Annotated in this window: 25 protein-coding genes; 10 read left to right on the top strand and 15 right to left on the bottom strand. The window is 60.9% G+C overall.

From position 1 onward, the window contains the following. Positions 1-30: 30 nt before the first annotated feature. From hutU to hutI, 4 genes are read right to left on the bottom strand one after another with little or no spacing between them, the layout of a single operon-like run. Positions 31-1,713, bottom strand: a complete 1,683-nt coding sequence (hutU, locus tag ACRZ94_RS12000) for a urocanate hydratase (RefSeq protein ID WP_480797431.1) — start codon at positions 1,711-1,713, stop codon at positions 31-33. Continuing rightward, positions 1,710-2,507: an N-formylglutamate deformylase gene (hutG, locus tag ACRZ94_RS11995; RefSeq protein WP_480653581.1), complete on the bottom strand. Its 798-nt coding sequence runs from the start codon at positions 2,505-2,507 to the stop codon at positions 1,710-1,712. Before hutG ends, hutU begins: the two co-directional genes overlap by 4 nt. Then, a complete protein-coding gene (gene hutH / locus ACRZ94_RS11990; RefSeq protein WP_480653579.1) occupies positions 2,507-4,042 on the bottom strand; it encodes a histidine ammonia-lyase in 1,536 nt (511 codons plus the stop codon). The genes hutG and hutH overlap by 1 nt, the downstream gene beginning before the upstream one ends. Further along, entirely contained in the window at positions 4,039-5,247 is a 1,209-nt protein-coding gene (gene hutI / locus ACRZ94_RS11985; protein ID WP_480653577.1) for an imidazolonepropionase, read from the bottom strand. Before hutI ends, hutH begins: the two co-directional genes overlap by 4 nt. A gap of 81 nt (positions 5,248-5,328) precedes the next feature. On the opposite strand from hutI, the gene ACRZ94_RS11980 reads away from it, so the two are divergent. From ACRZ94_RS11980 to ACRZ94_RS11970, 3 genes are all read left to right on the top strand, one after another. After that, a complete protein-coding gene (locus tag ACRZ94_RS11980) occupies positions 5,329-6,684 on the top strand; it encodes a formimidoylglutamate deiminase (RefSeq protein ID WP_480797430.1) in 1,356 nt (451 codons plus the stop codon). A 9-nt stretch (positions 6,685-6,693) separates the two neighbouring features. Beyond that, on the top strand, positions 6,694-7,398 hold the full coding sequence (locus tag ACRZ94_RS11975; RefSeq protein WP_480653573.1) for a UTRA domain-containing protein: 705 nt from the start codon (positions 6,694-6,696) through the stop codon (positions 7,396-7,398). Between the two features lie 80 nt (positions 7,399-7,478). Further along, on the top strand, positions 7,479-8,990 hold the full coding sequence (locus ACRZ94_RS11970) for a malonate--CoA ligase (protein ID WP_480653571.1): 1,512 nt from the start codon (positions 7,479-7,481) through the stop codon (positions 8,988-8,990). Here ACRZ94_RS11970 and ACRZ94_RS11965 read toward each other — a convergent pair. The 6 genes from ACRZ94_RS11965 to gcvT form a co-directional block, all read right to left on the bottom strand. Further along, entirely contained in the window at positions 8,983-9,708 is a 726-nt protein-coding gene (locus ACRZ94_RS11965; protein WP_480653569.1) for a metallophosphoesterase family protein, read from the bottom strand. The two genes, ACRZ94_RS11970 and ACRZ94_RS11965, sit on opposite strands and share 8 nt — an antisense overlap. A 120-nt stretch (positions 9,709-9,828) precedes the next feature. Further along, positions 9,829-11,424 (bottom strand): phosphoglycerate dehydrogenase, encoded by a 1,596-nt coding sequence (gene serA, locus ACRZ94_RS11960; RefSeq protein WP_480653567.1) that lies wholly within the window; start codon positions 11,422-11,424, stop codon positions 9,829-9,831. A 72-nt stretch (positions 11,425-11,496) separates the two neighbouring features. Then, positions 11,497-12,678 carry a phosphoserine transaminase gene (locus ACRZ94_RS11955; protein WP_480797429.1) on the bottom strand — a complete coding sequence of 394 codons (1,182 nt, stop codon included), beginning with the start codon at positions 12,676-12,678 and terminating at the stop codon, positions 11,497-11,499. A gap of 198 nt (positions 12,679-12,876) precedes the next feature. Further along, positions 12,877-15,732, bottom strand: coding sequence for an aminomethyl-transferring glycine dehydrogenase (gcvP, locus tag ACRZ94_RS11950; RefSeq protein WP_480797428.1), 2,856 nt, complete (start codon positions 15,730-15,732; stop codon positions 12,877-12,879). A gap of 145 nt (positions 15,733-15,877) precedes the next feature. Next, the gene (gcvH, locus tag ACRZ94_RS11945; protein WP_480653562.1) at positions 15,878-16,243 is read right to left on the bottom strand and encodes a glycine cleavage system protein GcvH; all 366 of its coding nucleotides are present in this window, start codon (positions 16,241-16,243) and stop codon (positions 15,878-15,880) included. Positions 16,244-16,261: 18 nt separating this feature from the next. Beyond that, positions 16,262-17,356: a glycine cleavage system aminomethyltransferase GcvT gene (gene gcvT, locus ACRZ94_RS11940; protein WP_480797427.1), complete on the bottom strand. Its 1,095-nt coding sequence runs from the start codon at positions 17,354-17,356 to the stop codon at positions 16,262-16,264. A 349-nt stretch (positions 17,357-17,705) separates the two neighbouring features. Between gcvT and ACRZ94_RS11935 the strand changes: the two genes are divergently transcribed. The 4 genes from ACRZ94_RS11935 to ACRZ94_RS11920 are packed head-to-tail and all read left to right on the top strand — an operon-like array spanning position 17,706 to position 21,196. Continuing rightward, complete coding sequence (locus ACRZ94_RS11935) at positions 17,706-18,356, top strand: histidine phosphatase family protein (RefSeq protein ID WP_480653558.1); 651 nt, start codon at positions 17,706-17,708, stop codon at positions 18,354-18,356. Positions 18,357-18,367: 11 nt separating this feature from the next. Further along, positions 18,368-18,982, top strand: coding sequence for a glutathione S-transferase family protein (locus ACRZ94_RS11930; RefSeq protein ID WP_480797426.1), 615 nt, complete (start codon positions 18,368-18,370; stop codon positions 18,980-18,982). A gap of 15 nt (positions 18,983-18,997) precedes the next feature. Further along, entirely contained in the window at positions 18,998-20,050 is a 1,053-nt protein-coding gene (locus ACRZ94_RS11925) for a saccharopine dehydrogenase (protein ID WP_480797425.1), read from the top strand. Positions 20,051-20,053: 3 nt separating this feature from the next. Further along, positions 20,054-21,196: a saccharopine dehydrogenase family protein gene (locus ACRZ94_RS11920; RefSeq protein WP_480797424.1), complete on the top strand. Its 1,143-nt coding sequence runs from the start codon at positions 20,054-20,056 to the stop codon at positions 21,194-21,196. A gap of 58 nt (positions 21,197-21,254) precedes the next feature. Here the strand turns inward: ACRZ94_RS11920 and ACRZ94_RS11915 are convergent, their stop codons facing one another. The 5 genes from ACRZ94_RS11915 to ACRZ94_RS11895 form a co-directional block, all read right to left on the bottom strand. Next, positions 21,255-21,455 (bottom strand): DUF1127 domain-containing protein, encoded by a 201-nt coding sequence (locus tag ACRZ94_RS11915; RefSeq protein WP_480653550.1) that lies wholly within the window; start codon positions 21,453-21,455, stop codon positions 21,255-21,257. A gap of 30 nt (positions 21,456-21,485) precedes the next feature. After that, on the bottom strand, positions 21,486-21,722 hold the full coding sequence (locus ACRZ94_RS11910) for a DUF1127 domain-containing protein (protein ID WP_480653548.1): 237 nt from the start codon (positions 21,720-21,722) through the stop codon (positions 21,486-21,488). 401 nt (positions 21,723-22,123) lie between these two features. Then, positions 22,124-22,597, bottom strand: a complete 474-nt coding sequence (locus ACRZ94_RS11905; protein WP_480797423.1) for a tetratricopeptide repeat protein — start codon at positions 22,595-22,597, stop codon at positions 22,124-22,126. Between the two features lie 63 nt (positions 22,598-22,660). Continuing rightward, positions 22,661-22,978, bottom strand: coding sequence for a DUF3775 domain-containing protein (locus tag ACRZ94_RS11900; protein ID WP_480653544.1), 318 nt, complete (start codon positions 22,976-22,978; stop codon positions 22,661-22,663). Between the two features lie 87 nt (positions 22,979-23,065). Then, positions 23,066-23,839, bottom strand: a complete 774-nt coding sequence (locus tag ACRZ94_RS11895; RefSeq protein WP_480797422.1) for a DUF1365 domain-containing protein — start codon at positions 23,837-23,839, stop codon at positions 23,066-23,068. Positions 23,840-23,986: 147 nt separating this feature from the next. On the opposite strand from ACRZ94_RS11895, the gene ACRZ94_RS11890 reads away from it, so the two are divergent. The 3 genes from ACRZ94_RS11890 to ACRZ94_RS11880 are packed head-to-tail and all read left to right on the top strand — an operon-like array spanning position 23,987 to position 25,767. Further along, entirely contained in the window at positions 23,987-24,643 is a 657-nt protein-coding gene (locus ACRZ94_RS11890) for a sigma-70 family RNA polymerase sigma factor (protein WP_480653540.1), read from the top strand. A gap of 10 nt (positions 24,644-24,653) precedes the next feature. After that, positions 24,654-25,304 (top strand): ChrR family anti-sigma-E factor, encoded by a 651-nt coding sequence (locus tag ACRZ94_RS11885; protein WP_480653538.1) that lies wholly within the window; start codon positions 24,654-24,656, stop codon positions 25,302-25,304. A 58-nt stretch (positions 25,305-25,362) separates the two neighbouring features. Further along, entirely contained in the window at positions 25,363-25,767 is a 405-nt protein-coding gene (locus ACRZ94_RS11880) for a hypothetical protein (RefSeq protein ID WP_480653536.1), read from the top strand. The last annotated feature ends 3 nt before the right edge of the window (positions 25,768-25,770 follow it).

Below are 25,770 nucleotides of genomic sequence, written 5' to 3'. Positions count from 1 at the left end.
GCGCAGAGAGGGCCAATTCACCAGAGACACTTAGCCAAGAATGCCCGGCAGGCGTAACCCATGCGCGCGGGCGCAATCCTTGGCGACCTCGTACCCCGCATCCGCATGCCGCCATACGCCCGAGGCCGGATCGTTCCACAACACCCGCTCCAACCGCCGCGCGGCGTCCTCGGTGCCATCGGCGCAGATCACCACGCCCGCGTGCTGGCTGAACCCCATGCCGACACCACCACCGTGATGCAGCGACACCCAGGTCGCCCCGCTGGCCGTGTTGATCAGCGCATTCAGCAGAGGCCAGTCGCTGACCGCGTCCGAGCCATCCAGCATCGCCTCGGTCTCGCGGTTTGGGCTGGCGACCGAGCCGCTGTCCAGATGGTCCCGCCCAATCACAACCGGCGCTTTCAGCTCGCCATTTGCAACCATCTCGTTAAAGGCCAGCCCGGCGCGGTGACGGTCGCCCAGCCCGATCCAGCAAATCCGCGCTGGCAGGCCCTGAAATGCAATGCGGTCCTGCGCCATGTCCAGCCAGCGGTGCAGGTGCTCGTTCTCGGGGAACAGCTCCTTCATCTTGGCGTCTGTTTTGTAAATGTCCTCGGGGTCGCCGGACAAAGCACACCAGCGGAACGGGCCGATCCCCTTACAGAAGAGCGGACGGATATAGGCAGGCACGAAACCGGGGAAGGCAAAGGCGCTTTCCAACCCCTCATCCTGCGCCACCTGACGGATGTTGTTGCCGTAATCCAGCGTCGGAACGCCCGCGTTCCAGAAATCGACCATTGCGGCCACATGCTGTTTCATCGACGCGCGTGCGGCCTTTTCCACTGCTTTAGGGTCTGTTTCCCGTTTTTCCCGCCAATCCGCCATCGACCATCCCAGCGGGAGATAGCCGTTGATCGGATCATGGGCGCTGGTCTGATCGGTGACGATGTCCGGGCGTATGCCGCCTGCGGCCATGCGACGGTAGATTTCGGGGAAGACCTCAGCCGCGTTCCCCAGCAAACCCACCGATTTCGCCTCGCCCGCCTTGGTCCAGCGGTCGATCATGGCCAGAGCTTCGTCCAGCGTTTCGGCTTTTTCATCCAGATATTTGGTGCGCAGGCGGAAATCGATGCTGTCCGGGTTGCATTCAACTGCCAGACAACTGGCCCCGGCAAACACCGCCGCCAGCGGCTGAGCACCGCCCATGCCGCCCAGACCTCCGGTCAGAATCCACTTGCCGGTCAGATCGCCGCCATAGTGTTGACGCCCGGCCTCGGCAAAGGTCTCATAGGTGCCCTGCACGATGCCCTGCGTGCCGATGTAAATCCAAGAGCCAGCGGTCATCTGGCCGTACATCATAAGACCCTTCTTATCGAGCTCATTGAAGTGATCCCAGGTCGCCCAATGCGGCACGAGGTTCGAATTCGCGATCAGCACGCGTGGCGCGTCCTTATGGGTGCGGATGATGGCCACCGGCTTGCCGGATTGGACGATCAGGGTCTCATCCTCTTCCAGATCCTTCAAACCGGCCACGATCGTGTCAAAATCCTTCCACGTGCGCGCGGCACGCCCGATCCCGCCATAGACCACCAGCTCATGCGGGTTCTCGGCCACATCGGGGTGCAGGTTGTTCATCAGCATCCGCAAAGGGGCCTCGGTCAGCCAGCTTTTGGCGTTCAGCTCGGTGCCGGTGGGCGGATAGACGTCACGGGTGTTCTTGCGAGGATCGGTCATGCTGTCAGCTCCAATGCAGTGTCTTGGATGGCAATCAGAATATCGCGCAGCCAGGGGCGTAGTTGGTTGGCCTTGGCGGCGTCATAGCCCCAGGGCGCGGCCTCCGAGGACAAATAGGTGGATTGCGCCAGTTCCATCTGAATGGCGTGCACCCCGTCGGCTGGACGGCCATAGTGGCGCGTTGTCCAGCCGCCCCGGAATCGACCGTTCAGAACGGTGCTATAGGGGGATGAGGCTGCCAAATCTCCTGTAATAGACTCGATTTTTGGCGCACAAGTCACGCCTCCATCCGTGCCGATATTCAGGTCAGGCAAAGTGCCTTCAAACAGAAACGGAATGTGGCTGCGGATCGAGTGGCAATCGAACAGAATCGCCACGCCGTGACGGTCACGGACGCGCTGCAACTCTTCGGACAGGGCCGCGTGATAGGGGGCGTGATAGGCCAGTCTGCGCTGCGCGACCTCATCATCTGAGGGTTCCTGCCCGTCCTGCCAGATCGGCTGCCCGTCAAAATCGGTCGACGGCACCAGCGTCGTGGTGTTCTGCCCGGGATAGAGCGAGACCCCGTTGGGATCGCGGTTGGCATCGATGACATAGCGATGGATGTGGGATTGCACCACCGTCACACAGCCCAAAAGCCCATGATAGAGCCTGTTTATGTGCCAATCCGTATCCGCCAGCGCCCGCCCCGCCCAGTTCAGCCGGGCCGCAATACCATCTGGCACAAAAGTACCGCCGTGGGGCTGGCCCAGCACGATCGGGCTATCGCCGCGCGCGACGCTGACCACCTGCATCACATCAGCTCCGGCAGAGGTGTGCCAACAGCGGCCAGAACGGCCCCGTCCGATACCAGTGTTTTCGCAATTTCCAACTCAGGCGCCAGATAGCGATCTTCGTTCAGTGCGGGAATGTCGGCCCGCAGCCGGGCGATAACCTGCTGCAACGGGCCGCTTGTGGTCAAAGGCGCTCGGAATTCCACCCCCTGCGCGGCACAAAGCAGTTCGACCCCCAGAATATAACTCAGATTCTCGACCATCCGGCTCAGACGCCGCGCCCCGTGGGCGGCCATCGAGACGTGATCCTCTTGGTTGGCCGACGTGGGCGTGCTGTCCGTCACGCAAGGGTTGGCCAGATGCTTGTTCTCGCTCATCAGCGCGGCGGCGGTGACTTCGGCGATCATCAGGCCCGAATTCAGACCCGGATCAGGGGTCAGGAAGGGCGGCAGATCAAAGCTGAGCGCGGGATCCACCATCAGCGCGATGCGCCGTTGGGCAATCGCACCGATCTCGGACAGGGCCAGCGCGATCATGTCGGCGGCAAAGCCCACTGGCTCGGCATGGAAATTTCCGCCCGATACGATGGCCCCGGCTTCGGTCAAGACCAAGGGATTGTCGGTGGCGGCGTTGGCCTCGATCTCAAGCGTCATCGCCGCTTGGCGCATCACATCCATCGCCGCCCCGGTGACCTGAGGCTGACAGCGGATGCAATACGGGTCCTGCACCCGAGTATCCCCGTCGCGATGGCTTTCACGTATCTCGGACCCGGCCAGGGTTGCCCGCATGGCACTGGCGGCCTCGGTCTGGCCGCGATGGCCGCGCAGGGTGTGAATTTCGGGCTGCAACGGGGCCGTGGACCCCATAATCGCATCCGTGGACAAGGCCGAGATCACCAGCGCGTTCTGCGCTGCACGCCACGATTCAAACAGTCCCGCCAAGGCAAAGGCGGTTGAAAACTGCGTGCCGTTGATGAAGGCCAGACCCTCTTTCGGGCCTAGCTGAATAGGCTCTAAACCGGTTGATTTCAACGCCTGTTCGCCCGGCAGGGTCTGTCCGTTTACCTCGGCCTCACCTGCCCCGATCACAACGGCGGTCATATGGGCCAGCGGCGCCAGATCACCCGACGCGCCGACCGATCCCTGCGCCGGGATCACTGGCGTGACCCCTTTGGCCAGCATCTGCTGCAGCAGTTCGATCAGTTCCCACCGCACGCCGGACGCACCGCGCCCAAAGGACAGCAGCTTGAGCGTCATCATCAAACGCGTCACCCGTCGGGGCACCGCCGGGCCGACCCCGCAACAATGGCTGAGGATCAGGTTGCGCTGCAGGGTCGAGGTATCAGCGGGCGCGATCTTGTGACTGGCCAGTTTGCCAAAGCCCGTATTGACGCCATAGACCGGCGCATCCCCCTGCGCGGCGGTCTGGATACGCTGCGCCGCAGCCTCAACCGCAGGCTTGCAGGACGGGTCCAAAGTCACCGGCGTCTGGTCCCAATAGACCCTCGCCAATTGACCCAGTGACACATGGCCGGGTTGTAAAGACAGAGACGTCATACTGCACCTCCGAAGATACGTTTGTGCAGGGGGTTGAAGCCAACGCGATAGGACAGTTCGGCAGGGTGGTCCACGTCCCAGACAGCCAGATCAGCCCGCTTTCCCTTCGTAATAGAGCCTGTATCGCCAAGCCCCAGCGCAAGGGCCGCGTTGCGTGTGACACCGGCCAGGGCCTCTTCGGGCGTCAGGCGGAACAGGGTGCAGCCCATGTTCATCGTCAGCAACAGCGAGGTCAGCGGGGACGAGCCGGGGTTGCAATCCGTGGCCAGCACCAAAGGCACATTGTGTTGGCGCAACAGGTCAACTGGTGGCACCTGCGTTTCGCGTAGCGTATAGAAGGCGCCCGGCAGCAAAACAGCGGATGTTCCGGCCTCGGCCATGGCCGATACGCCATCGGCATCCAGATACTCGATGTGATCGGCGGACAGCGCCCCGTAAGACGCCGCCAGTCGCGCACCGCCCAGGTTGGACAATTGCTCGGCATGCAGTTTGACGGGCAGGCCCAACTCCTGCGCCACATCGAAAACTTGAGCGATCTGGGGGGGAGTAAAGGCGATACCCTCACAGAACCCGTCCACCGCATCCACCAACCCCTCAGCATCGGCCTGCCGCAAGGTCGGGATACAGACATCCCGGATGTAATCGTCCGCCTTGCCCGAGAATTCGGGCGGCACCGCATGGGCCCCCAGGAAGCTGGTCTTTATGTGCACCGGGCGTATCCGGGCAATCCGGCGGGCCACGCGCAGCATCTTCAGCTCGGTCTCGGTGTCCAGACCATAGCCGGATTTGACCTCAATCGTGCTGACCCCTTCGGCCAACAGTGCATCAACCCGGGTCAGCGCGTCACTCAGCAGCTCATCTTCGGTCGCGGACCGCGTTGCATTGACCGTGGATAGAATACCCCCGCCTGCCCGCGCGATGTCTTCGTATGAGGCCCCGTTCAGGCGCATCTCAAACTCGGCCGCGCGATTGCCGCCAAAGACCACATGCGTATGGGCATCGATCAGGGCTGGCGTGATCAGACGCGCGCCGAAATCGGTCATAGGCCAATCGGTATAATCGGCAGGCAAGTCGCACCGCGCGCCCGACCAAGCAATGTCGGTTCCGTCAATGGCAATCGCCGCATCCGGGCAGAGGCCATAAGGCGTACCGCCTTGCCGCATCGTGGCCATCGCAGCGCTGGTCAGGACCTTTCTTTGGGTCATGGCGATTCTTTTCCGCTCCCCTCTTGTTTGATTTTTTCGTATATGTGTAAAAGTATAAAGTCTATACAAATTGGAAGTGGTATGTTGATTCACGCCAAAACCGCCTTGATAGGCTCTGACTGGATTCAGGATGTTCGGCTGCGGATCGATCAGGGACGTATCCGTGATCTTGAAACAGGTGTCGGCGCTTTGCCCGATGACCTGCGTGTTGACGTCCTGTTGCCGGCCCTTGGGAACCTGCATAGCCACGCCTTTCAGCGCGCGATGGCGGGGATGACCGAAACCCGCGCCGCCGGGCGCGAGAGCTTTTGGACATGGCGCGACCTGATGTACCGCTTTCTCGACCGCCTGACGCCCGAGCAGATACAGGCCATCGCCGCGCTGGTGTTCATGGAGATGCAGGAGGCCGGATATGCCTCGGTCGGTGAGTTTCACTATGTCCATCACCAACCCGGTGGCGCGCCCTATGCGCAGCTGTCGGAACTCAGCCAGCACATCTTTGCCGCCGCGCAGGAGACGGGGATTGGCCTGACGCACCTGCCGGTCCTTTACACCTATGGCGGTGTCGGACAGGAGGGGTTGGCGGGCGGCCAGCTGCGTTTTGGCAATGATGTGGATCGGTTTCTTAAACTGGTCGATGAATGTCGTGCCAACTTGCCGGAAACAGACTCTAATCTAGGTATTGCGCCACATTCCCTGCGGGCCACCTCTCCTGCGGACCTGACCGAGGCTCTGGACGCCACGCCTGACGGGCCGGTCCATATCCACATTGCGGAACAGGTGAAGGAAATCGCCGACGTGCAGCAGGCACTCGGTCAACGCCCAGTCGAATGGCTGCTGAACAATGCGCCGGTGGACCAGCGATGGTGTCTGATCCACGCGACCCACATGACCGACGCAGAAACACGCGCTGTGGCCCAATCAGGCGCCGTTGCGGGACTTTGCCCAATCACCGAGGCCAATCTGGGCGATGGCATCTTCAACGGCGCGCAGTACATCGCCGACGGGGGGCGGTTCGGCGTTGGGTCAGACTCTAATGTCAGAATTTCGCTGCCCGAAGAGCTGCGCATGCTGGAATATTCCCAGCGCCTGCGCGACCAGCAGCGCGCGGTTCTGGTCAATGGCGAGGGGTCCGTCGGCCACGCCCTGTATACCGGCGCAGCACAGGGCGGCGCGCAGGCGTTGGGTCGCGATGCCGGTGAGATCGCCGAGGGGAAACTGGCCGATCTGGTGGCATTTGACCGGACCCACCCGTCCCTTTGCGCCTTGCGAGATGACCAACTGCTGGACGGGCTGTGCTTTGCAGCGCCCGACGGGCTGGTCACTGATTTGTGGTCGGCCGGGCGGCATGTGGTCAAACAGGGTCGCCATGTCGCGCGTGACCGGATCATCCCTGCCTATCGGTCTGCAATTGCAGAGCTGCTGGCCTCGGTCTAGAGCTACACCATGCCCCAATCCACCGAGACCACCAGCTACAAAGACATCAAGCACACCGTTCTGGAGCGTATCCGGTCGGGCGAATGGCAGCCCGACACGCTGCTACCCAACGAACAGGAGCTTGCGGTCGAGTTCTCGTGCACCCGCACGACGGTCAACCGGGCGATGCGCGAACTGGCCGAGGAGGGCTATCTGGAACGCCGCCGCAAGGCCGGAACCCGCGTGCTCAGCGCGCCTCAGCGGCAGGCGCGGTTCACCATCCCCATGGTCCGCGATGAGGTTGAGGCGCTTGGCGGCACCTATCGCTATGCGCTGGTGTCATCGGGCACCGAAACTGCGCCCGAATGGCTAAGCGCCCGTCTGGCGCTGCAACCGGGGCAGAGCGTGGTGCATGTGCGCTGCATGCATTTCAACGGCAACACCCCGTTTCAGTATGAGGATCGCTGGATCGTCACCGCCTCGGTCCCGCAGGTGGAACAGGCGGATTTCACGGCAATCGGCCCCAATGAATGGCTGATCCAGACCGTACCCTTCACCAATGTCGAGCTGAGCTTTCTGGCCAGCCGCGCCGATGCCACGGTCGCCGGGTTTCTGGACGTGCCAGAGGGTGAACCTGTCTTCACCGGCGAGCGGATCACCTGGCTGCAAGGCCAGCCTGTGACCTTTGCCAAGATGTATTTCGCGGCAGGCTACCGGATGACGACGCAATTCTAGACCTGCCCCCGATTTCCGCTTTACCAACAGGTTGATCCGATCCAGATTCGGCTTTGAAACAGGCGTAAAGGAAGGACGATATGGGCAACCCGCTTTATGACCGGCTGTTTGGCATTCATGCGGGCAAGGATACCCCGTTCCTGCATCTGCCGGATGGTCAGACCCTGACCCATGCCGCGTTTCTGGATATGGCCGCACAGATCGCCAATGCCTTAACCGGGTATGAATTGGAACCGGGCGAACGGGTGGCCGTTCAGGTGGAAAAATCCCCTCAGGCGCTGGCATTGTACGCGGCCTGCGCGCAGACCGGGCTGATCTTTTTGCCATTGAACACCGGCTACACGACAGCCGAGTTGCAGTATTTCATCGAAAACAGCGGCGCCAAGCTGGTCGTCTGCGATGACACCAAGGCCAAGGGGCTGACCCCGATCGCTGCCGCGCAAAACGCAAGGTTAGAGACACTGAACGCCGATGGGTCAGGCAGTCTGATGCGGCGGTCTTTGGGCATGCTTCCCGCGTTCGAACCCGTGCGCCGCACTGAGGATGATCTGGCTGCGTTCCTGTACACCTCGGGCACCACCGGTCGGTCCAAAGGCGCGATGCTGACGCAGGCCAACCTTTTGTCGAATGCGGAAACGCTGGTGCGGGAATGGCGGTTCACAGCCGATGACGCGCTGCTGCACGCCCTGCCGATTTTCCACACGCACGGGCTGTTCGTGGCGACCAACGTGGTGTTGGCCGCGGGCGGGTCGATGATCTTTCTGCCGAAGTTCGATCTTGATGACATGCTGCGCCTGATGCCGCAGGCGACCTCGATGATGGGGGTCCCAACCTTTTACACCCGCTTGCTGGGGGATGCGCGCTTTACCGGCAATCTCGCGCGGCATATGCGGCTGTTCATCTCGGGCTCGGCCCCTTTGCTGGCAGAAACCCATGAGCGGTTTGAATCCCGCACCGGCCACCGCATCCTTGAACGCTATGGGATGACCGAAACCAACATGAACACCTCGAACCCCTACGAGGGTGAACGCCGCGCGGGCACAGTCGGCTTCCCCTTGCCGGACGTTGAATTGAAAGTGACCGATCCCGAAACCGGCGATGTGCTGCCGCAGGGCGAGATCGGCATGATCGAGGTGCGCGGCCCGAACGTGTTCAAAGGCTATTGGCAAATGCCCGAGAAGACAGCCGCCGAGCTGCGCCCGGACGGGTTCTTCATCACCGGTGATCTGGGGCGGGTGGATGCGGACGGTTATGTCCATATCGTCGGGCGCGGCAAGGATCTGATCATTTCGGGCGGCTACAACATCTATCCCAAAGAAATCGAACTGCTGCTGGATGACCAGCCCGGCGTGCTGGAAAGCGCGGTGATCGGCGTGCCGCACCCGGATTTCGGCGAAACCCCCGTGGGCATTCTGGTGCCCTCACCGGGGCAGACCCCGGACCCCGGGGCCATTCTGGCCAATGTGCAAAACGCACTGGCCCGGTTCAAACATCCCCGAAAGCTGATCGTTGTGAACGAACTGCCCCGCAACACCATGGGCAAGGTGCAGAAAAACGCCCTGCGCGAGCGTTTCTCCGAGCTCTTTACCTGAGCGGCACGCGTCCGGTCGGGGTCAAAAGCCAGCTCTTACGCCCTACGAAAACAGCCGTGGCCAACGGGTGGCCATACCCTGCACCTGTGTCCAGATTGACGCGATTGCCGCAATGCTCGGCCTGATCGACGGGAGTGTGACCATGGACAACCAGCCACGGATGCGGGGCGGCTTCGATCAGAAACTCGTTGCGAATCCAGATCAGGTCATTCTCGGATTGTTGTTCCAGCGGAAGGCCCGGTCGGATACCCGCGTGAACAAACAGCAATTCGCCCTCTTGGTGGTAGTTCGGCAGCGCGTTGAGGAAATCCAGATGCTGCGGCGGAACAGCATCAACCGCGCGTTGATGAACGTTGACAATACGATCATTGTCAGTGACATCCACCCAGTATGAGGCCAGTGTCTCGCGCCCGCCCAAACGCGGATGCAGCCAGCTGAGCGTAACGGGCAGATGGCTATCGGCAATCTCGCAGTCCTGCACGAACCGGGCCATCATCCGGTCGTGGTTGCCCTTGACCATCACCCAGTTGCGCCCGGCGCGTTGACCTTCGACCAACAGGTCCAGAACACCCCGGCTGTCTGGTCCGCGATCCACATAGTCGCCCAGAAACACAACCCGCGCGTCCGACCCTCCATCCTGTTCGATCAGGCGCAGGGCGTTCTCCAGCATGCTCAGCTGGCCGTGGATGTCACCAATGGCATAGATGGGGGAGGTCATGAGAAATCCTTGGGCGAAACGATTGCCCCGTTTGTGCCGCGAATGACGGGGGTAGAAAAGCAAATACCCGCGCCCTGGGGGACGCGGGTAAGAAGAGTCTCAGAATTCCAACACCGCAGGTCAGGCGACGTCAAATTCCAGCGGCTTGATCTGGGTGAACAAACCCGTCTCGGCCAGCTTGGCCCGTGCCTCGGCCGGGACCGGCTCGTCGACATATAGCAGCGCAATGGCCTCGCCCCCGGCCCCGGACCGGCCAAGGGTAAAGTTGGCGATGTTCACGTCGTTCTCGCCCATCGTCTGACCCAGCGCACCGATGATGCCCGGCACATCTTCGTTGGTGGTATAGAGCATATGCGCGCCCACCTCGGCATCGATTGTAATGCCTTTGATCTGGATAAAGCGCGGCTTGCCGTCGCTGAACACGGTGCCCGCGATTGACCGCTCACGCTTGGTGGTGACAACTGTGACCTTGATATAGCCGTCAAAGACGCCGGTTTTGTCCTGATTGGTGGTCGAGATCTGGATGCCGCGCTCTTTCGCGACAACCGGGGCCGAGACCATGTTCACCTCGGGGTTGAACTTTTTCATGATCCCCGCGACGACCGAACAATTCAGCGCCGCCAGGTTCATCTCGGCCGCAACACCATCATAGAGGATGTTGATCGCCTTGATCGGTTCATCCGTCATCTGGCCGATAAAGCTGCCAAGATGACCGGCCAGCTTGATCCAGGGGCCCATGACCTTGGCCTCTTCCGCCGTCACGCTGGGCATGTTCAGCGCGTTTTCCACCGCCCCGGTCAGCAGATAATTCGAGATCTGCTCGGCCACCTGCAGCGCCACGTTTTCCTGCGCCTCAGTCGTGGCCGCCCCAAGGTGAGGGGTGCAGACTACGTTGGGCAGGTTGAACAGGGCGTTTTCTTTGGCCGGTTCCTCGCTGAACACGTCAAAGGCCGCGCCGGCGACGTGACCGGATTGCAGCATCTCGGCCAGCGCCTCTTCGTCAACCAGACCGCCACGGGCACAGTTGACGATGCGCACACCGGGTTTGGTCTTGGCCAGGTTTTCGCGGCTCAGGATGTTGCGGGTCTGGTCCGTCAACGGCACGTGCAGGGTGATGAAATCGGCGCGAGACAAGAGTTCATCCAGCTCAACCTTTTCAACACCCATCTTGTCGGCTTTCTCTTCGCTCAGATAAGGGTCATATGCGACGACCTTCATCTTCAGCCCCAGCGCACGCTCGCAAACAATGCCGCCAATGTTGCCAGCACCGATCACACCCAGCGTCTTGTTGGTCAGTTCGATCCCCATGAACTTGGACTTTTCCCACTTACCCGCATGGGTCGAGGTGCTGGCCTCGGGGATTTGCCGCGCCACGGCGAACATCATCGCGATGGCGTGTTCGGCGGTGGTGATCATGTTGCCAAAAGGCGTGTTCATCACGATCACACCTTTCTTCGAGGCCGCTTCCTTGTCGACATTGTCGGTGCCGATCCCGGCGCGACCGATCACTTTCAGATTGTCGGCTTTCTCCAACAGGGTCGGCGTGACCTTTGTGGCCGAGCGGATGGCGAGGCCGTCATACTGGCCGATCACCTCGACCAGTTTGTCTTTGTCCTTGCCCAGATCGGGCATGAAATCCACATCAATGCCGCGATCGCGGAAAATCTGCACGGCGGTTTCGCTGAGCTTGTCAGATACGAGTACTTTGGGGGCCATATCTCTGGTCCTTGAACTATAGGGAGATGTCCGGGCCACAGGCGGGCCCAGATTTTTCGTCGAAAAATCTTGTCAGGCGGCTGCCGATTGCGCAGCGATCTCGGCCTCAAAGGCCCAGGCCAACCAGGGCAGCATGGCCTGAATGTCCGAGGTCTCGACCGTGCCGCCACACCAGATGCGCAAACCCGCAGGAGCGTCGCGATAGGCCCCAATGTCCAGCGCGATATTCTCAGCCTCAAGCCGTTTGGCCACGGCCTTGGCGAATGTCGCACCATCCTGAATGCGCGGATCGGTGAATTTCAGGCAGACGGACGTGTTCGACTGCGTCGCCGCATCCTCGGCCAGATTGGCGATCCAGTCGTTTTGATCGCAAAAGGCATGAACCGCACCAGCATTGGCATCTGCGCGGGCAATCAGGCCCTGCAACCCACCGACCGAGCGCGCCCAGTCCAGCGCAAACAGATAATCCTCGACCGCCAGCATCGAGGGCGTGTTGATCGTGGCCCCGGTAAAGATACCGTCGATCAGCTTGCCGCCCTTTGTCAGGCGGAAAATCTTGGGCAGCGGCCATGCGGGGGTATAGCTTTCCAACCGCTCAACAGCGCGGGGGCTGAGGATCAGCATCCCATGCGCGGCCTCTCCGCCCAGCACTTTCTGCCAGCTGAACGTGGTCACATCCAGCTTGTCCCACGGCAGGTCCATCGCAAACGCGGCCGAGGTCGCATCACAAATCGTCAGACCCTGACGGTCATCCGCGATCCAGTCACCGTTGGGAACCCGCACACCCGAGGTGGTGCCGTTCCAAGTAAACACGACATCATTGGCGAAATCGACCGAGGCCAGATCAACGATCTGCCCATACTCTGCCGTTTTCACCTCGGCGTCGATCTTCAACTGCTTGACCACGTCCGTGACCCAGCCCGCGCCGAAGCTTTCCCAGGCCAGCATTTCAACCTTGCGTTCGCCCAGCAGCGACCACAGCGCCATCTCAACCGCGCCAGTATCCGAGGCGGGAACGATACCGATCTTATAGTCCGCCGGAATGCCCAGCACCTCGCGCGTGCCTTCGATGGCCGCTTTCAGCTTGTCCTTGCCGACAGCCGCACGGTGCGACCGGCCCAGCGCGGCATCGGCCAGTTTAGACAGCTCAAATGTGGGGGGTTTGGCACATGGGCCCGAGGAAAAACGCGGATTCGTCGGCCGCAGTTCAGGTTTGCGCGCGGCGTCGCGCGACACCGGTTGTTCTTTTGTCATCTGTATTACCCTTCCAGATACACGCCCCTCGTTGGGGAGGGGTGTCCCACCTACAGGGGTATGGGGCGATTACAGGCGCAGCAAGCAAAAAAGACCCAAGTCGCGCAGAAAACGACACGGAAACGGGTTACAAATCGGAACACAGGTTTCCGATTGGCGAAAAACCCCGCCGGTTTAGCGGCGGGGTTTGTAGCGTCTTTATTCAGCGGCTTCCTCATATTCCGACATCGGTGGGCATGTGCAGACAAGATTGCGGTCTCCGTATGCGTTATCGACGCGGTTCACCGGCGACCAGTATTTGTCGACACCCATCGACCCCGGAGGGAAACAGGCTTGTTCGCGGCTATAGGGGCGATCCCAGTCGCCGACCAGATCGCGCACCGTGTGGGGGGCGTTCTTCAGCGGGTTGTTTTCCGCGTCGATCTTGCCGTCGATAATGTCCTGCGCCTCGGCCCGGATGGACAGCATGGCGTCGCAGAAGCGGTCCAGCTCGTCCTTGGGCTCAGATTCGGTGGGTTCCACCATCAGGGTGCCTGCCACGGGCCAGGACATGGTGGGCGCGTGGAAGCCTGAGTCGACCAGACGCTTGGCCACGTCATCCACAGTGACATGCGCCTCGGCATCCAAAGGCCGTGTGTCGAGGATGCATTCATGCGCCACACGTCCGGACTCGGAGGTGTAGAGGATCGGATAGGCGTCCTGCAGACGGGCCGCGATGTAGTTGGCGTTCAGGATCGCCACCTTGGTCGCCTGCGTCAGACCCGCGCCGCCCATCAGCAGCACATAAGCCCAGCTGACCGGCAGGATCGAAGGCGAGCCGAAGGGCGCTGCCGAGACCGGGCCCACGGCGGTGCCGTATTCCGGGTGGCCGGGCAGATGTTCCTCCAGATGCGCCTTGACGCCGATGGGGCCCATGCCGGGGCCACCACCGCCATGGGGGATGCAGAAGGTCTTGTGCAGGTTCAGGTGGCTGACGTCACCGCCAATGTCGCCGGGACGCGACAGGCCGACCATGGCGTTCATGTTGGCGCCGTCGATATAGACCTGACCGCCGTGGTCATGGGTGATCTGGCAGACCTCCTGGACGGTGGTCTCAAACACGCCATGGGTCGAGGGATAGGTAATCATGCATCCGGCCAGATGGCCCGAGTGCTTCTCGGCCTTGGCACGGAAGTCATTCAGGTCGATATTGCCATTCTCATCCGACTGCACCGGCACCACCTGCCAGCCCACCATCTGCGCCGAGGCCGGGTTGGTGCCATGGGCCGAGGTCGGGATCAGGCAGACATTGCGGTGCCCTTCGCCGCGGGCGACGTGATAGTTGCGGATGGTCAGCAGCCCTGCGTATTCGCCCTGCGCGCCCGAGTTGGGTTGCTGGCTGATCGCGTCATAGCCCGTGATCTGGCACAGCTTGTCGTTCAGATCGGCAATCATCTCGTGATAGCCCTGCGCCTGATCTTCGGGGCAGAACGGGTGCAGGTTGCCGAACTCGGGCCAAGTGACCGGGATCATCTCAATGGTCGCGTTCAGCTTCATGGTGCAGGACCCCAGCGGGATCATCGCCCGGTCCAGCGCCAGATCGCGGTCGGCCAGACGACGCATATAGCGGGTCATCTCGGCCTCGGCCCGGTTCTTGTGGAAGATCGGGTGGGTCAGATAGGGCGTCTCGCGCAGGGCGTAATCCGGCAGGCGATAGGCCACGTTCGAACTGTCATCCTGACGGTCGATGCCAAAGGCCCCCCAGACAGCCTCGATGGTTTCAGCGCGGGTCTGCTCATCGAGGCTGATGCCCACTTTCGTATCACCGACCTTGCGCAGGTTGACGCCCCGGGCGACGGCGGCCTCCATGACCGTTTTCTGCAAATGGCCGACTTCGACCGTGATGGTGTCAAAGAACACTTCGGGTTCGACCGAAAAACCCGCCTCTTCCAGACCAGCGGCCAGGCGTGATGTCTTGCGGTGCACCGATTGCGCGATAGCCTTGATGCCATCGGGACCGTGGTACACGGCATACATCGAGGCGATGACGGCCAGCAGCGCCTGTGCGGTGCAGACGTTCGAGTTCGCCTTTTCGCGGCGAATGTGCTGCTCGCGGGTCTGCAGGGCGAGGCGATAAGCCTTGTTGCCGCGGCTGTCGATGCTGACGCCGATGATCCGGCCCGGCATGGCGCGTTTCAGCTTGTCGGTGGTCGCCATATAGGCCGCGTGCGGCCCGCCATAGCCCATCGGAACGCCAAACCGTTGGGTCGAGCCGATGGCAATATCCGCGCCCATCTCACCCGGTGACTTCAGCAGCGCCAGCGACAGGATGTCGGCAGCGACGATGGCGATGGCTTTGTGTTCGTGCAGCGCTGCGATCTCGGCGGTGAAGTCGCGTACATGACCATGGGTGCCGGGATACTGGAAGATCGCGCCAAAGACCGCGCCTGCATCCAGTTGATCGGGGACACCCACCTGCACGTCGATGCCCAGAGGCTCAGCCCGGGTTTTGATCACCGCGATGGTTTGCGGGTGGCAGTTGCGGTCGACAAAGAACGCCGCGTTGTTGGCCTTGGACCGGCCGCCGCGCTTGGCCATCGCCATGGCTTCGGCCGCGGCGGTGGCTTCGTCCAGCAAGGACGCGTTCGCCACATCCAGACCGGTCAGATCGCTTACCATTGTCTGGAAGTTCAGGAGAGCTTCAAGTCGGCCTTGGCTGATCTCGGGCTGATAGGGCGTATAAGCGGTGTACCAAGCCGGGTTTTCCAGAGTGTTGCGCAGGATCGGCGCGGGCGTTGTGGTGCCGTAATAGCCCTGACCGATCAGCGAGGTCAGAACGGTGTTCTTGCTCGCCACTTCTTTCATGTGGAAGAGAGCATCACGCTCGGTCATCGCGGGACCCCAGTCCAGCGGGTCCTTCTGGCGGATCGCCGGCGGAACGGTGGCGTCGATCAGCGCGTCCAGCGTCTTGAAACCGATCACCTTGAGCATATCGCGCATCTCGGTCGGGCTGGGACCAATATGGCGGCGGTTGGCGAAGTCATAGGCTTCGTAGTCGGTCAGTTTGAAGGCCATGTGTTGCGCTCCTCAAGGAATGTCCCGCCTGGGCCGCTGTAACAGATGCCTCCGGCGGGGAGTGAGGGCCGTCTTGGAAACTGTCCGGGGGACAGTTTCAGGCCCGAACGGGCGGAGCCCCAATGAAAAGGCCCCAATGTGAGAGTTAACCGATGAAGGTCTTGTAGCCGGCCTCATCCATCAGATCTTCCAGCTGAGACGCGTCGGTGATCTTGATCTTGTAGATCCATGCCTCACCTTCGGGGTCTTCATTCAGCGCGCCGGGATTGTCGGCCAGTGCTTCGTTCACTTCGGTGATCTCACCATCGACGGGGGCATAGAGTTCCGAGGCCGCCTTGACGGATTCGATAACGCCGATCTCGCCATCCTTGGCGAATTCTTCGCCAACCTCTTGCTGTTCAACGAAGACCACATCGCCCAATTGTTCCGCCGCGTGTTTGGTGATGCCCAGAGTGGCGGTGTCGCCGTCAACATCGATCCACTCGTGCTCTTCGGAATAATAGGTTGCCATTGGGTTTTTCTCCTGACTTCAACGCTTGTAGTTTTGTGTGACGAAGGGCAGCGCCACGATCTGCGCCGGTTGCGGCTTGCCCCGGATGATCAGATTGACGGTCTCGCCCGGTTCCGTGTGTCCCGCCGCGACATAGCCCATCGCAACCGGTCCGCCGGCCGTCGGACCAAACCCGCCCGAGGTGATTTCACCGATGGTATTGCCCTCGGCGCATTGGATTTCCACGCCTTGACGGGCAGGCGCGCGGCCCTCGGGCTTGATGCCCACCAGCTTGCGCACGGGGCCTTCGGCGAGTTCCCTCTGGATACGGTCCGCGCCGGGAAAACCACCCTCTTCCTTGCGGCGTTTCTGAATCGCCCAGCTCAGAGACGCTTCAATCGGCGAGGTGCTCTGGTCGATGTCATTGCCATATAGGCAAAGCCCCGCCTCCAGCCGCAGGCTGTCGCGCGCGCCCAGACCCGCCGGTTCGCAATCGTCATGATCAAGAAAGGCGCGGGTGATCTCTATGGCCTTATCCTCGGGGATCGAAATCTCGTACCCGTCTTCACCTGTGTAACCAAGGCGCGAGATGCGGCATTCGACGCCCATGATCTCGGCCACGGTGGTTTCCATGAAAGTCAGATCGCGGGCCGCCGGGCACAGGTCGCCCACCACGTCCTCAGCCTTCGGTCCCTGCACTGCAACCAGCGCGCGGTCGAAGATTTCGGTCACCTCGACGCCATCCAGATGGGCCTGCATATGCGGAATGTCCTGATGGCGCAGCGCTGCGTTCACCACCACGAAATAATGATCGCCCGCATTCGACACGATCAGATCATCCATGATCCCGCCGTCCGCATTGGTAAAGAACCCGTACCGCGCCTTGCCCTCTTTCAACGTCGCAAAAGCCTGCGGGCAAAGCGATTCCAGCTTTTCGCCTACATTCTCGCCGCGCAGGATCGCCTGACCCATATGGCTGACATCGAACAAAGCGGCCTTTTCGCGGCACTGCTTATGTTCCCCCATGATCCCCAAAGGGTACTGAACGGGCATCTCCCATCCCGCGAAATCAACCATCTTACCGCCAAGTTCGACATGCAGGTCGTACAGGGGTGTGCGCTTCGTCTCGGTCATGGGTCTGTTCTTTCCTAAGCCGTTGCCACAGAGCGCCGCAAAAGCCTGCCCTGCACAGAAACGGTTTAACACAGCCTCTCATGACTTTTGCGTAAGTCAACAGGCTTGCGAATTTGACCTGTGTCATGGCAGGCAGGGCGGGGTCGCCTTAGTGGTATACACCCGCATGCCGCTCTCATGTTTCCAATAGGAAACTTTTTTCCGTTGCGCAACCTCAATTTTTCTAAGACCTTCCTGTTGAGCGTAAAGCCACCGCTTTTACCGCCAAGGATTTTTGACAATTGGACGCTGAACGCCTCTGGCCCCGGCCTGCAACCTGCCCTAAGACTTCGCCCCAAGAGGGAGCGCCATGTCACATATCACACTGGTGCGTCACGGTCAGGCCAACACCGCCGCGCGTGACGAGGAAAGCTATGACAAGCTCAGCGATCTGGGCCATCAGCAGGCGCGCTGGCTTGGGCGCCATCTGCAGGATACGCGCGCGCATTATCCGCGTGTCTATTGCGGCACCCTGCGGCGGCATGTGGAAACCGCAGCCAGCATGGGATTGCCCGATCCCATACGCGACCCGCGCCTGAATGAGATCGAATATTTCACCATCGCGCAGCTCTATGAACAGCAGCACGGCATCGCGATCCCGACCGACCGTGAGGGGTTCGTCGATCACCTGCCGCGGACCTTCACAGCCTGGGCCAACGGAGAGATCGCGGGCGCACCGGAAACGTTTGACGCGTTCGAAACCCGCGTCAGCGACGCCCTGCGCGAGATCGGAACCGAGGGCGGCCCGGCGATTGTCGTGACCTCGGGGGCGCTGATCTCGATGGTGGTGCGTCAGGCAATGGGGCTGGAGATTCCGGCGATGGCGCGGGTGGCGCTTGCCATCATGAACACGTCAATGCATCGTCTGCACCCGATTGGCGCACAGCTTAGCCCGGTCCTGTTCAACGCCGTTCCGCATCTGGAAGCGCCAGACCGCCAATACGCACAGACCCACCTGTAAGGAGCCCCCGGATGCAGCTTTACTATGCCCCCCGTACGATCTCGGTCGCCGTGGCCATCGCTTTGGAAGAGGCCGGCCTGGACTATGAGGCGATCCAGTTGGACTTTGCCGGCGGAGAGCAGACCAAGCCGGCCTATCGGCAGATCAACCCCAAAGGCCGCGTGCCCGCTCTGGTGGTGGACGGCGGGATTCTGACCGAAACGGGCGCGTTGCTAGACTACATTGCCACCATTGCACCGCAGGCCGGATTGATCCCGGAAAATCCGATCATGGCGGCGCGGATGCGTGAGGTGATGTATTACCTTGCCTCAACCATGCATGTGAACCACGCCCACAAGATGCGCGGGCACCGCTGGGCCGACAAGAAATCCAGCTGGAAGGACATGAAGGACAAGGTCGCGCAGACCATGACCGCCTCTTGCGACTACATCTGCTCGAACGGGCTGCGGGGGCCGTTTGTGCTGGGCGAGGCGTTCTCGCTGGCAGACGCCTATCTTTATGTGGTGTGCAGCTGGCTGGAAGGGGACGGGGTTGATGTCCGGGCCTTTCCCAGGATTATCGCCTTCCGCGACGCGATGGAGGCGAGACCTTCGGTTCAGGCCGTGCGCGCCGCCGGGATGCTCTGAACAAAAGGAACTGATATGACACATCTCTGGGTCCGGGCAGAACAGCGCCCGAACGAGGAACGGGTTGGGCTGACCCCCGACGGGGCCGCCGCCCTCATCGCCGCGGGCATCCGCGTGACGGTCGAGGAAAGCTCGGTCCGCGCAATCCCGCTGGACGGTTACAAAAAGGCCGGATGTGAGATCGTGGCCGAGAATTCATGGCCCGAGGCCCCGCTGGATGCGATCATCTTTGGCCTCAAAGAGCTGCCCGAAGACGGCACGCCCCTGCCCCACCGCCACATCATGTTTGGCCATGCTTACAAAGGCCAGCATTCGGGCCGCGCGCTGCTAGAGCGATTCAAGGCGGGCGGCGGCACGCTTTATGATCTGGAATATCTGGTGGACGAAGACGGCCGCCGCGTGGCTGCCTTTGGCTATTGGGCCGGGTATGCGGGCGCTGCGGTCACGCTGAAGACATGGGTTGCCCAGCAACAGGGGCAGGAATGCCCCCCGGTCGGCGTTTATCCCGGCAAGGACGCCTTGAACGCCGAGCTGCTGGCACAGTTGGACGCCATCGGCACCCGCCCCACCGCCATCGTCATCGGCGCCTTGGGCCGCGTAGGCACGGGCGCAGCGGATCTGTGCGAGGCGATGGGTGTTGCCGTGACCAAATGGGATATGGCCGAGACCGCCAGCGGCGGACCCTTCCCCGAAATCCTTGATCACAACCTGTTCCTGAACTGCATCTTTGCACGCCCCGGAACGCCCGTCTTTGTCCCGCGTGAGGCGCTGACCGCACCGCGCAAACTGACCGCGATCGGCGACGTGGCCTGCGACCCGGACAGCGATTACAACCCGGTCCCGGTCTATGACCGCGCGACCACATGGGACGCCCCCGCCTTGCGCGTGGCCGATGATCCGGTGATGGACGTGATGGCCATCGACAACTTGCCCTCAATGCTGCCTGTCGAAAGCTCGCAGGACTATGCCGCGCAGCTGTTGCCCTCATTGCTGACGCTGACCGATCTGGACAGCGGCGTCTGGGGTCGGGCAGAAGCAACTTACAAAACCCATATTGAAGGACTCTGAGAAATGACGATTCACTGGTGTGGCACCGGCCTGTCGGCCATCCCCGGCCTGCGCCGCCTGATCGACGGCGGGCACAAGGTTACCGTCTGGAACCGGACCATCGAAAAAGCCAAGGCCGTGGTCGGAGACCTGACCGACGACATCCGCGCCTTTGACATCGACGCGCTTGGCGCTGTGCTGAAAAAGGGCGACGTGATCGTGTCCATGCTGCCCGGCGACTGGCATGTGCCGCTGGCGGAACTGGCGATCTCGAAAGAGGCCAACTTTGTCTCGTCCTCATACATCGCCCCCGAAATGCGCGCACTGGACGACAAAGCGCGCGAGGCCGGTGTGGCGCTGGTCAATGAGGTCGGACTGGACCCGGGCATCGATCACCTGATGGCCCATGCGCTGGTCGCGGATTACCGCGCCTCGGACGCGTTCGATGCGCAAAACCACCTGAGCTTTATCTCTTACTGCGGTGGCATCCCCAAAACCCCCAACCCGTTCCGGTACAAGTTCAGCTGGTCGCCTCTGGGTGTGCTCAAGGCGCTGCGGTCCCCGTCCAAGTCGATCCGCGACTACGCCCCGCTGGACGTCGCCCGCCCGTGGGACGCGATCAGCAGCTATATCGCGCCGCTGCCGACACCGGAAAGCTTTGAAGTCTATCCCAACCGCGACTCTCTGCCTTTCATGGCCGAGTACCAGTTCGAAGATCACTGGACCGTCAAGGAATTCGTCCGCGGCACCCTGCGCCTGAACGGCTGGGCCGATGCGTGGTCGGATGTGTTCACCGAGATCGAGACCCTCTCGGGCGCGCAAGGCGAGGCGCGTCTGAAAGAGATGTCGGATCAGTTCTGGGCCGAGAACGCCTATGACGAGGGCGAGCCCGACCGCGTGGTTCTGTGCGTGGGTCTGAAGGCTGAAAAAGACGGCATCCCGGTCTGGAACAAGACCTATGTCATGGATGCCTGGGGCGACGCGCGCGGCACTGCGATGGCCCGTCTGGTGTCGATCCCCGTGTCGCTGGCGGTCGAAGCCGTAATGAACCGCGCCATCGCCGCCGGTGTCCACGCCGCCCCCAGCGATCCGAAACTGGTGCAGGACTGGATGGCCGAGATCGACACGCTGGCCCAACACCTACAGGTCGTCGACCACCTGAACTAAACAACAAAAGCCATTCCGAATTCCCGGAATGGCTTTTGCATCGCTTGACCGCGATCCTTCAGATGTAGCGTTGGATGACGTCATCGATATCACTGCGGTTGATGCCCAGTTCGGCCAGGTCCTGATCGGTCAGACGGTTCAGCTCCTGTGCTGCGCGCACGATGTCTGTTCGGATCGTCTGCAGGCGCATGGCCCGGTCGAACAACAGCACAGTACTTGCCTTGACTGGCGCATCACTTGTGGGTTTGAAATCCAGCATCGTCTCCTCCTCGATATGCTGTGCGGCGGATCAGTGCGAATAGTGGCTTACGGATTTGCCCTCATACACGCTCTGATAAGCGCGCTGCTTGATTTCGCTGCGCGGAATTCCGATGTCATCCAACTGCTTGTCGGTCAGTTGCTCCAGCGACCGCACGGTTTTGGCAAAGATGCCCCGCCGGTAAAGCTCGACCCGTGCTTCAGCATAGTTCGAGAACAAACCGAAGAAGAGCCCCTTTTGCGGCGTTGCTGTCTGCGCGTATCCCATGACTTTCTCCTTTTCCCTGAATTGCGATTGGCGTTGCTAAACAGATAAAAGAGGTCAGGATTAAGAGGCCCTTCCTGCCACGTTAAGACCGCTTAATGCGATGGATCACTGTGCTTGGTGGGGTGCATTCAGGTAGAAATACGCCAGATCAAGCAGGTTTTGACGCAGAGGCGGGGTGAATAAATGCGCCCAAACTCTCGCAGCATCGTCCCCCTCAGGGCCGATATACTGGAGTGGGTAGATGTATTTTCGGGGAAAACGCAGTCGAAGACGGCACTAACCATAATGAAGCGTTCCGCTTCTTCCTAAGGAACAACTAGCCTCAAAATCCCAGATGAGTGGTCTGCTGTTCAGAAGACAAAGGTGGGCTATTTTGCTTCCAATCCGAGACAGGCTAGTAACTAGTCGTTCTGCCCCATAGACCGCAGCAGTTTTCTCTTCATGTCCAGCGAATAGTGATTGTCTGGTGCGCGTTTCAACGCCGCCTCAATAGCCACCAACGCACCTGCGTAATCTTTGGTACGCGTCAAAACAAATGCCTTCCATTGCAACGGCACTTCGCTGTCGGGGTCGGCTGCAATCGCCAGGTCGGCCTCACGCCTTGCGGCCTCCCAATCCTTCAACCCCATATAAAGCCGCATCTTGTTGCGATACGCCATAGACCGCTCAGCCGGGTTGAAGACGGCCCAATCCAACAACAGATCGCAGGCGTCGAGGGTGGTTTGCACATCACCCTCAGCCGAGCTGCAGATGTCAATCAATGCAACTCGCTTTTTGCCCAAGGCGAATGTGGCAAGCGTGGCCAGCATGACCACAAAAATGGCCACGCGCACAAAGGTCACTTTGCGTTTGCGAGAAGATGTTTCAGACGTCATTCAAACAACCAGAAGTATATCTGGCCGCACTGAACCAAACGGGCAGCGCCTTGTAAAGTGCCCCTACATCAAGTCGTTTTCCACATCCTCTGCCGAAATGCCCAACGCATCCAGACCGTTTTCCAGATGGTCCGACAGGTGCGGCGTGCCGATCAGGTAATCGGCGCAGGGGGTCGAGGCCTCGGACTTGGCGGTGGCGATCGCTTCGGGCAGGTCTTCGGCGAAAAAGCTTTCGCGCCCGATCCACATGACGGCGACCAATTCGGCCTGCTCATCCTCGCCCATACGGTCGATAAATGCACGCAGCTCACCCTCGGCGCGGTCCAACTCGCGCCCCATCATGGCGACCTGAGCGATCTTTCTTGCCGAGATTTCCAACATGACCCAACTCCTACTGTTCGCGGTTCTCATCCTACGAAAACCACCCCAAGGCGTCTGAGTCTTTGATCTTACGCAAACAGACCCGGTTCAGGGCTCGCGAATGCGGGAAACCGGGTGGTCGGGCACGGGTGCTGTACGAAACGGGCGGAACCGGGCCTTTTTCAGCCACAGTTTCAGGGCCTGCCACAGGATCAGGGTAAAGGCACGGCGGGCGCCAAAAGGGCGGCGCAGCAAGGACCACAGGATTTTGCCATCGCTCAGCGGCGCGCGCGGCCCCGTCAATGTGGCGATCAAACCGCCGCCCTCGCGCCCATAGTCGATCCACACGCCCACGCGATCCGGGCGATAGTCGAAGCGGAACGTATATGTTCCCTCGATCTTCTGGAACGGCGAGACATGCATCAGCTTGTCGGCCATGATCCGGTCGGTCGGCTGAATCGGAGAGAAATTCGCATTGTGGCAAAGATAGCTGTGGCGCGTGCCAAAGGTGTTCGTGACCTCGGCCACAACAGCGTAGAGGTGATCATCCGCGTCGAAACAGAACCAGAAGCTGACCGGGTTGAACACATGGCCGAATACGCGCGCCTGGGTCAGCAGGATCAGGCGCGATGGCTGCGTCACGCCCAATTGGTCGAACTGTTCACGCAGCCAGACGGCCCCGCGCCCCTGTCCGGGCTCTCCTCCATGGTCGCGGTCGCGCCAGTTGGTGACATTGGCGCGGTTCAGTGAAAACAGCAGCGGCGTTTTGGTCTGCGCCTCGGGATCGAACAGGATGTAGTCCACGGAATAGCGAAAGGCGTTTTGAATAGCCCCCTTGCGCCCGTGAAACGTATGGCCTGCTATATGGTCGATCCCGTTCACGCCTTTTTCCCCAAACTGCCTGTAAACCATTCTAACGGCATTTATTTCCCGCATCCTTGCTTAACAGATAATACGCGACTCTGCTCTGCGCGGATCAAAAACTTTATCCAGAGTGATCCGTCTTGGGCTGGCCTGCGTAATGTGGTTATGTTTACCGAGATCGATACCGTGACCTTGGATGAACCGGTGGCCGAACGGCCAGCACAGAAACCTTGGCGCGCGAAGAAACGCATCAGGGGCAAGCCGGTGAACAAAGCGGATGGCATATGTGAGACCAGGACTGAGTGGGTGTCCCACGTCAGACGTATCCGCGACGCGCAGGATCAGGCGGCTTTTGCCGAGTTGTTCCAGCACTTTGCGCCTCGTATCAAGGCGTTCCTGATCAAGTCAGGATCAGACGCCACGACGGCCGAAGAATGCGCACAAGAGGTGATGGCAACCTTGTGGCACAAGGCCCATTTGTTCGACCCGGCCCGCGCGACCGTGGCCACCTGGGTGTTCACGATTGCACGAAACAAGCGCATCGATGTGTTGCGCAAACAACGTCGGCCCGAACCCGAAGATCTGGGATGGGGCCCCGAGGCAGAGCCGGAACAGGACGACGTACTGGCGATGCAACAGGAAACCGCGCAGCTGCGTAACGCCATGGCGGCGTTGCCCGACGCGCAGAGAGAATTGATTGAGAAGGCCTATTTTGGCGACCTGAGCCATCGCGAGATTGCGACGCAGACCGGGTTGCCGCTGGGCACGATCAAATCACGTATACGGCTGGCGCTGGACCGCTTGCGCCATGCAATGAATTGAGATGACGAAGATGAGCAACAAGATCAAACATCACCTGACAGACGATCTGCTGATGGCCTATGCCACAGGCACTCTGCCCGAGGCGTTCGACCTGATGGTCGCCACGCATTTGTCCCTGTGCGACCATTGCCGCGCACGGGCCGAAAGCTTTGACGCGGTGGGCGGATGCGTGTTGCAGGAACAGGACACCTCCGTCAGCATGAGCGACGGGTCGCTGGCCGCCACCATGGCGATGATTGCCCAAGGTGCCCCGATTGCAAAACCGGCGCGTCCGGGCTGCGCGGTCCTACCGACGCCGTTGCAGGATTATGTGGGCGGCGACGTCAATGACATCAAATGGCGATCTATCGGCATGGGCGTGAAACAGGCCATCCTGCCGACCACGCGCGAGGCGACGGCGCGTTTGCTGTTCATTCCCGCCGGTGCCGCCGTGCCGGACCACAGCCATAACGGCATGGAATTGACGATGGTTCTGCAAGGCGCGTTCTCGGATGAAGTCGATCATTTCGCCCGCGGCGATGTTGAGATCGCGGATGAAGACCTGCACCACACGCCAACAGCCGACATTTCCGAGGACTGCATCTGTCTGGCCGTCACAGACGCGCCGCTGAAGTTCAACAAGCTGATGCCGCGCCTGTTTCAGCCGTTCCTCAGAATTTGACCGAGCGGGCCAATCTGCCGCCAAATGGCCCGGTCACCCCTTGCAGGAGATTGGTATCATGAAACGCATATTGGCCTTTTCCCTATTTCTGGCAGTCTGTGCCTCGGCCTCATCCGCCCAGAGAGCGGCGGATGTGAAGTTCGAGGCCGGGAACTACGGCGCAACGGTCAGCGGAACCATCACCGGAGACGAGTATTTCGATTACAAACTGCTTGCGCAGGCCGGGCAGGAAATGTTCGCTGAACTCAATGTCAGCGACACCAATGGCAACGGAGTGATCTACTTCAACATCCTGCCCCCGAACAGCGAAGGCGAGGCGATGTATATCGGCTCAATCGATGGCAACACCGCCCGCATCGCCCTGCCTGAAAGCGGAGATTTCACGATCCGCGTCTACCTGATGGGTAACGACCGTGATACCGGCAAGACGGTTGGCTATAATTTGGACCTGTCGATCCAATAGGGC

This window comes from Ruegeria sp. CH10, from assembly GCF_056537125.1.
Note: the sequence above shows the minus strand (reverse complement) of the source record. Positions and strands in the feature narration are given on the sequence as shown.

What these genes read in the sequence shown, in the direction of transcription:
- hutU (WP_480797431.1), bottom strand. Translation starts at nt 1,713, where the DNA reads ATGACCGATCCTCGCAAGAACACCCGTGACGTCTATCCGCCCACCGGC.
- hutG (WP_480653581.1), bottom strand. Translation starts at nt 2,507, where the DNA reads ATGCAGGTGGTCAGCGTCGCGCGCGGCGATAGCCCGATCGTGCTGGGC.
- hutH (WP_480653579.1), bottom strand. Translation starts at nt 4,042, where the DNA reads ATGACGTCTCTGTCTTTACAACCCGGCCATGTGTCACTGGGTCAATTG.
- hutI (WP_480653577.1), bottom strand. Translation starts at nt 5,247, where the DNA reads ATGACCCAAAGAAAGGTCCTGACCAGCGCTGCGATGGCCACGATGCGG.
- ACRZ94_RS11980 (WP_480797430.1), top strand. Translation starts at nt 5,329, where the DNA reads ATGTTGATTCACGCCAAAACCGCCTTGATAGGCTCTGACTGGATTCAG.
- ACRZ94_RS11975 (WP_480653573.1), top strand. Translation starts at nt 6,694, where the DNA reads ATGCCCCAATCCACCGAGACCACCAGCTACAAAGACATCAAGCACACC.
- ACRZ94_RS11970 (WP_480653571.1), top strand. Translation starts at nt 7,479, where the DNA reads ATGGGCAACCCGCTTTATGACCGGCTGTTTGGCATTCATGCGGGCAAG.
- ACRZ94_RS11965 (WP_480653569.1), bottom strand. Translation starts at nt 9,708, where the DNA reads ATGACCTCCCCCATCTATGCCATTGGTGACATCCACGGCCAGCTGAGC.
- serA (WP_480653567.1), bottom strand. Translation starts at nt 11,424, where the DNA reads ATGGCCCCCAAAGTACTCGTATCTGACAAGCTCAGCGAAACCGCCGTG.
- ACRZ94_RS11955 (WP_480797429.1), bottom strand. Translation starts at nt 12,678, where the DNA reads ATGACAAAAGAACAACCGGTGTCGCGCGACGCCGCGCGCAAACCTGAA.
- gcvP (WP_480797428.1), bottom strand. Translation starts at nt 15,732, where the DNA reads ATGGCCTTCAAACTGACCGACTACGAAGCCTATGACTTCGCCAACCGC.
- gcvH (WP_480653562.1), bottom strand. Translation starts at nt 16,243, where the DNA reads ATGGCAACCTATTATTCCGAAGAGCACGAGTGGATCGATGTTGACGGC.
- gcvT (WP_480797427.1), bottom strand. Translation starts at nt 17,356, where the DNA reads ATGACCGAGACGAAGCGCACACCCCTGTACGACCTGCATGTCGAACTT.
- ACRZ94_RS11935 (WP_480653558.1), top strand. Translation starts at nt 17,706, where the DNA reads ATGTCACATATCACACTGGTGCGTCACGGTCAGGCCAACACCGCCGCG.
- ACRZ94_RS11930 (WP_480797426.1), top strand. Translation starts at nt 18,368, where the DNA reads ATGCAGCTTTACTATGCCCCCCGTACGATCTCGGTCGCCGTGGCCATC.
- ACRZ94_RS11925 (WP_480797425.1), top strand. Translation starts at nt 18,998, where the DNA reads ATGACACATCTCTGGGTCCGGGCAGAACAGCGCCCGAACGAGGAACGG.
- ACRZ94_RS11920 (WP_480797424.1), top strand. Translation starts at nt 20,054, where the DNA reads ATGACGATTCACTGGTGTGGCACCGGCCTGTCGGCCATCCCCGGCCTG.
- ACRZ94_RS11915 (WP_480653550.1), bottom strand. Translation starts at nt 21,455, where the DNA reads ATGCTGGATTTCAAACCCACAAGTGATGCGCCAGTCAAGGCAAGTACT.
- ACRZ94_RS11910 (WP_480653548.1), bottom strand. Translation starts at nt 21,722, where the DNA reads ATGGGATACGCGCAGACAGCAACGCCGCAAAAGGGGCTCTTCTTCGGT.
- ACRZ94_RS11905 (WP_480797423.1), bottom strand. Translation starts at nt 22,597, where the DNA reads ATGACGTCTGAAACATCTTCTCGCAAACGCAAAGTGACCTTTGTGCGC.
- ACRZ94_RS11900 (WP_480653544.1), bottom strand. Translation starts at nt 22,978, where the DNA reads ATGTTGGAAATCTCGGCAAGAAAGATCGCTCAGGTCGCCATGATGGGG.
- ACRZ94_RS11890 (WP_480653540.1), top strand. Translation starts at nt 23,987, where the DNA reads ATGTTTACCGAGATCGATACCGTGACCTTGGATGAACCGGTGGCCGAA.
- ACRZ94_RS11885 (WP_480653538.1), top strand. Translation starts at nt 24,654, where the DNA reads ATGAGCAACAAGATCAAACATCACCTGACAGACGATCTGCTGATGGCC.
- ACRZ94_RS11880 (WP_480653536.1), top strand. Translation starts at nt 25,363, where the DNA reads ATGAAACGCATATTGGCCTTTTCCCTATTTCTGGCAGTCTGTGCCTCG.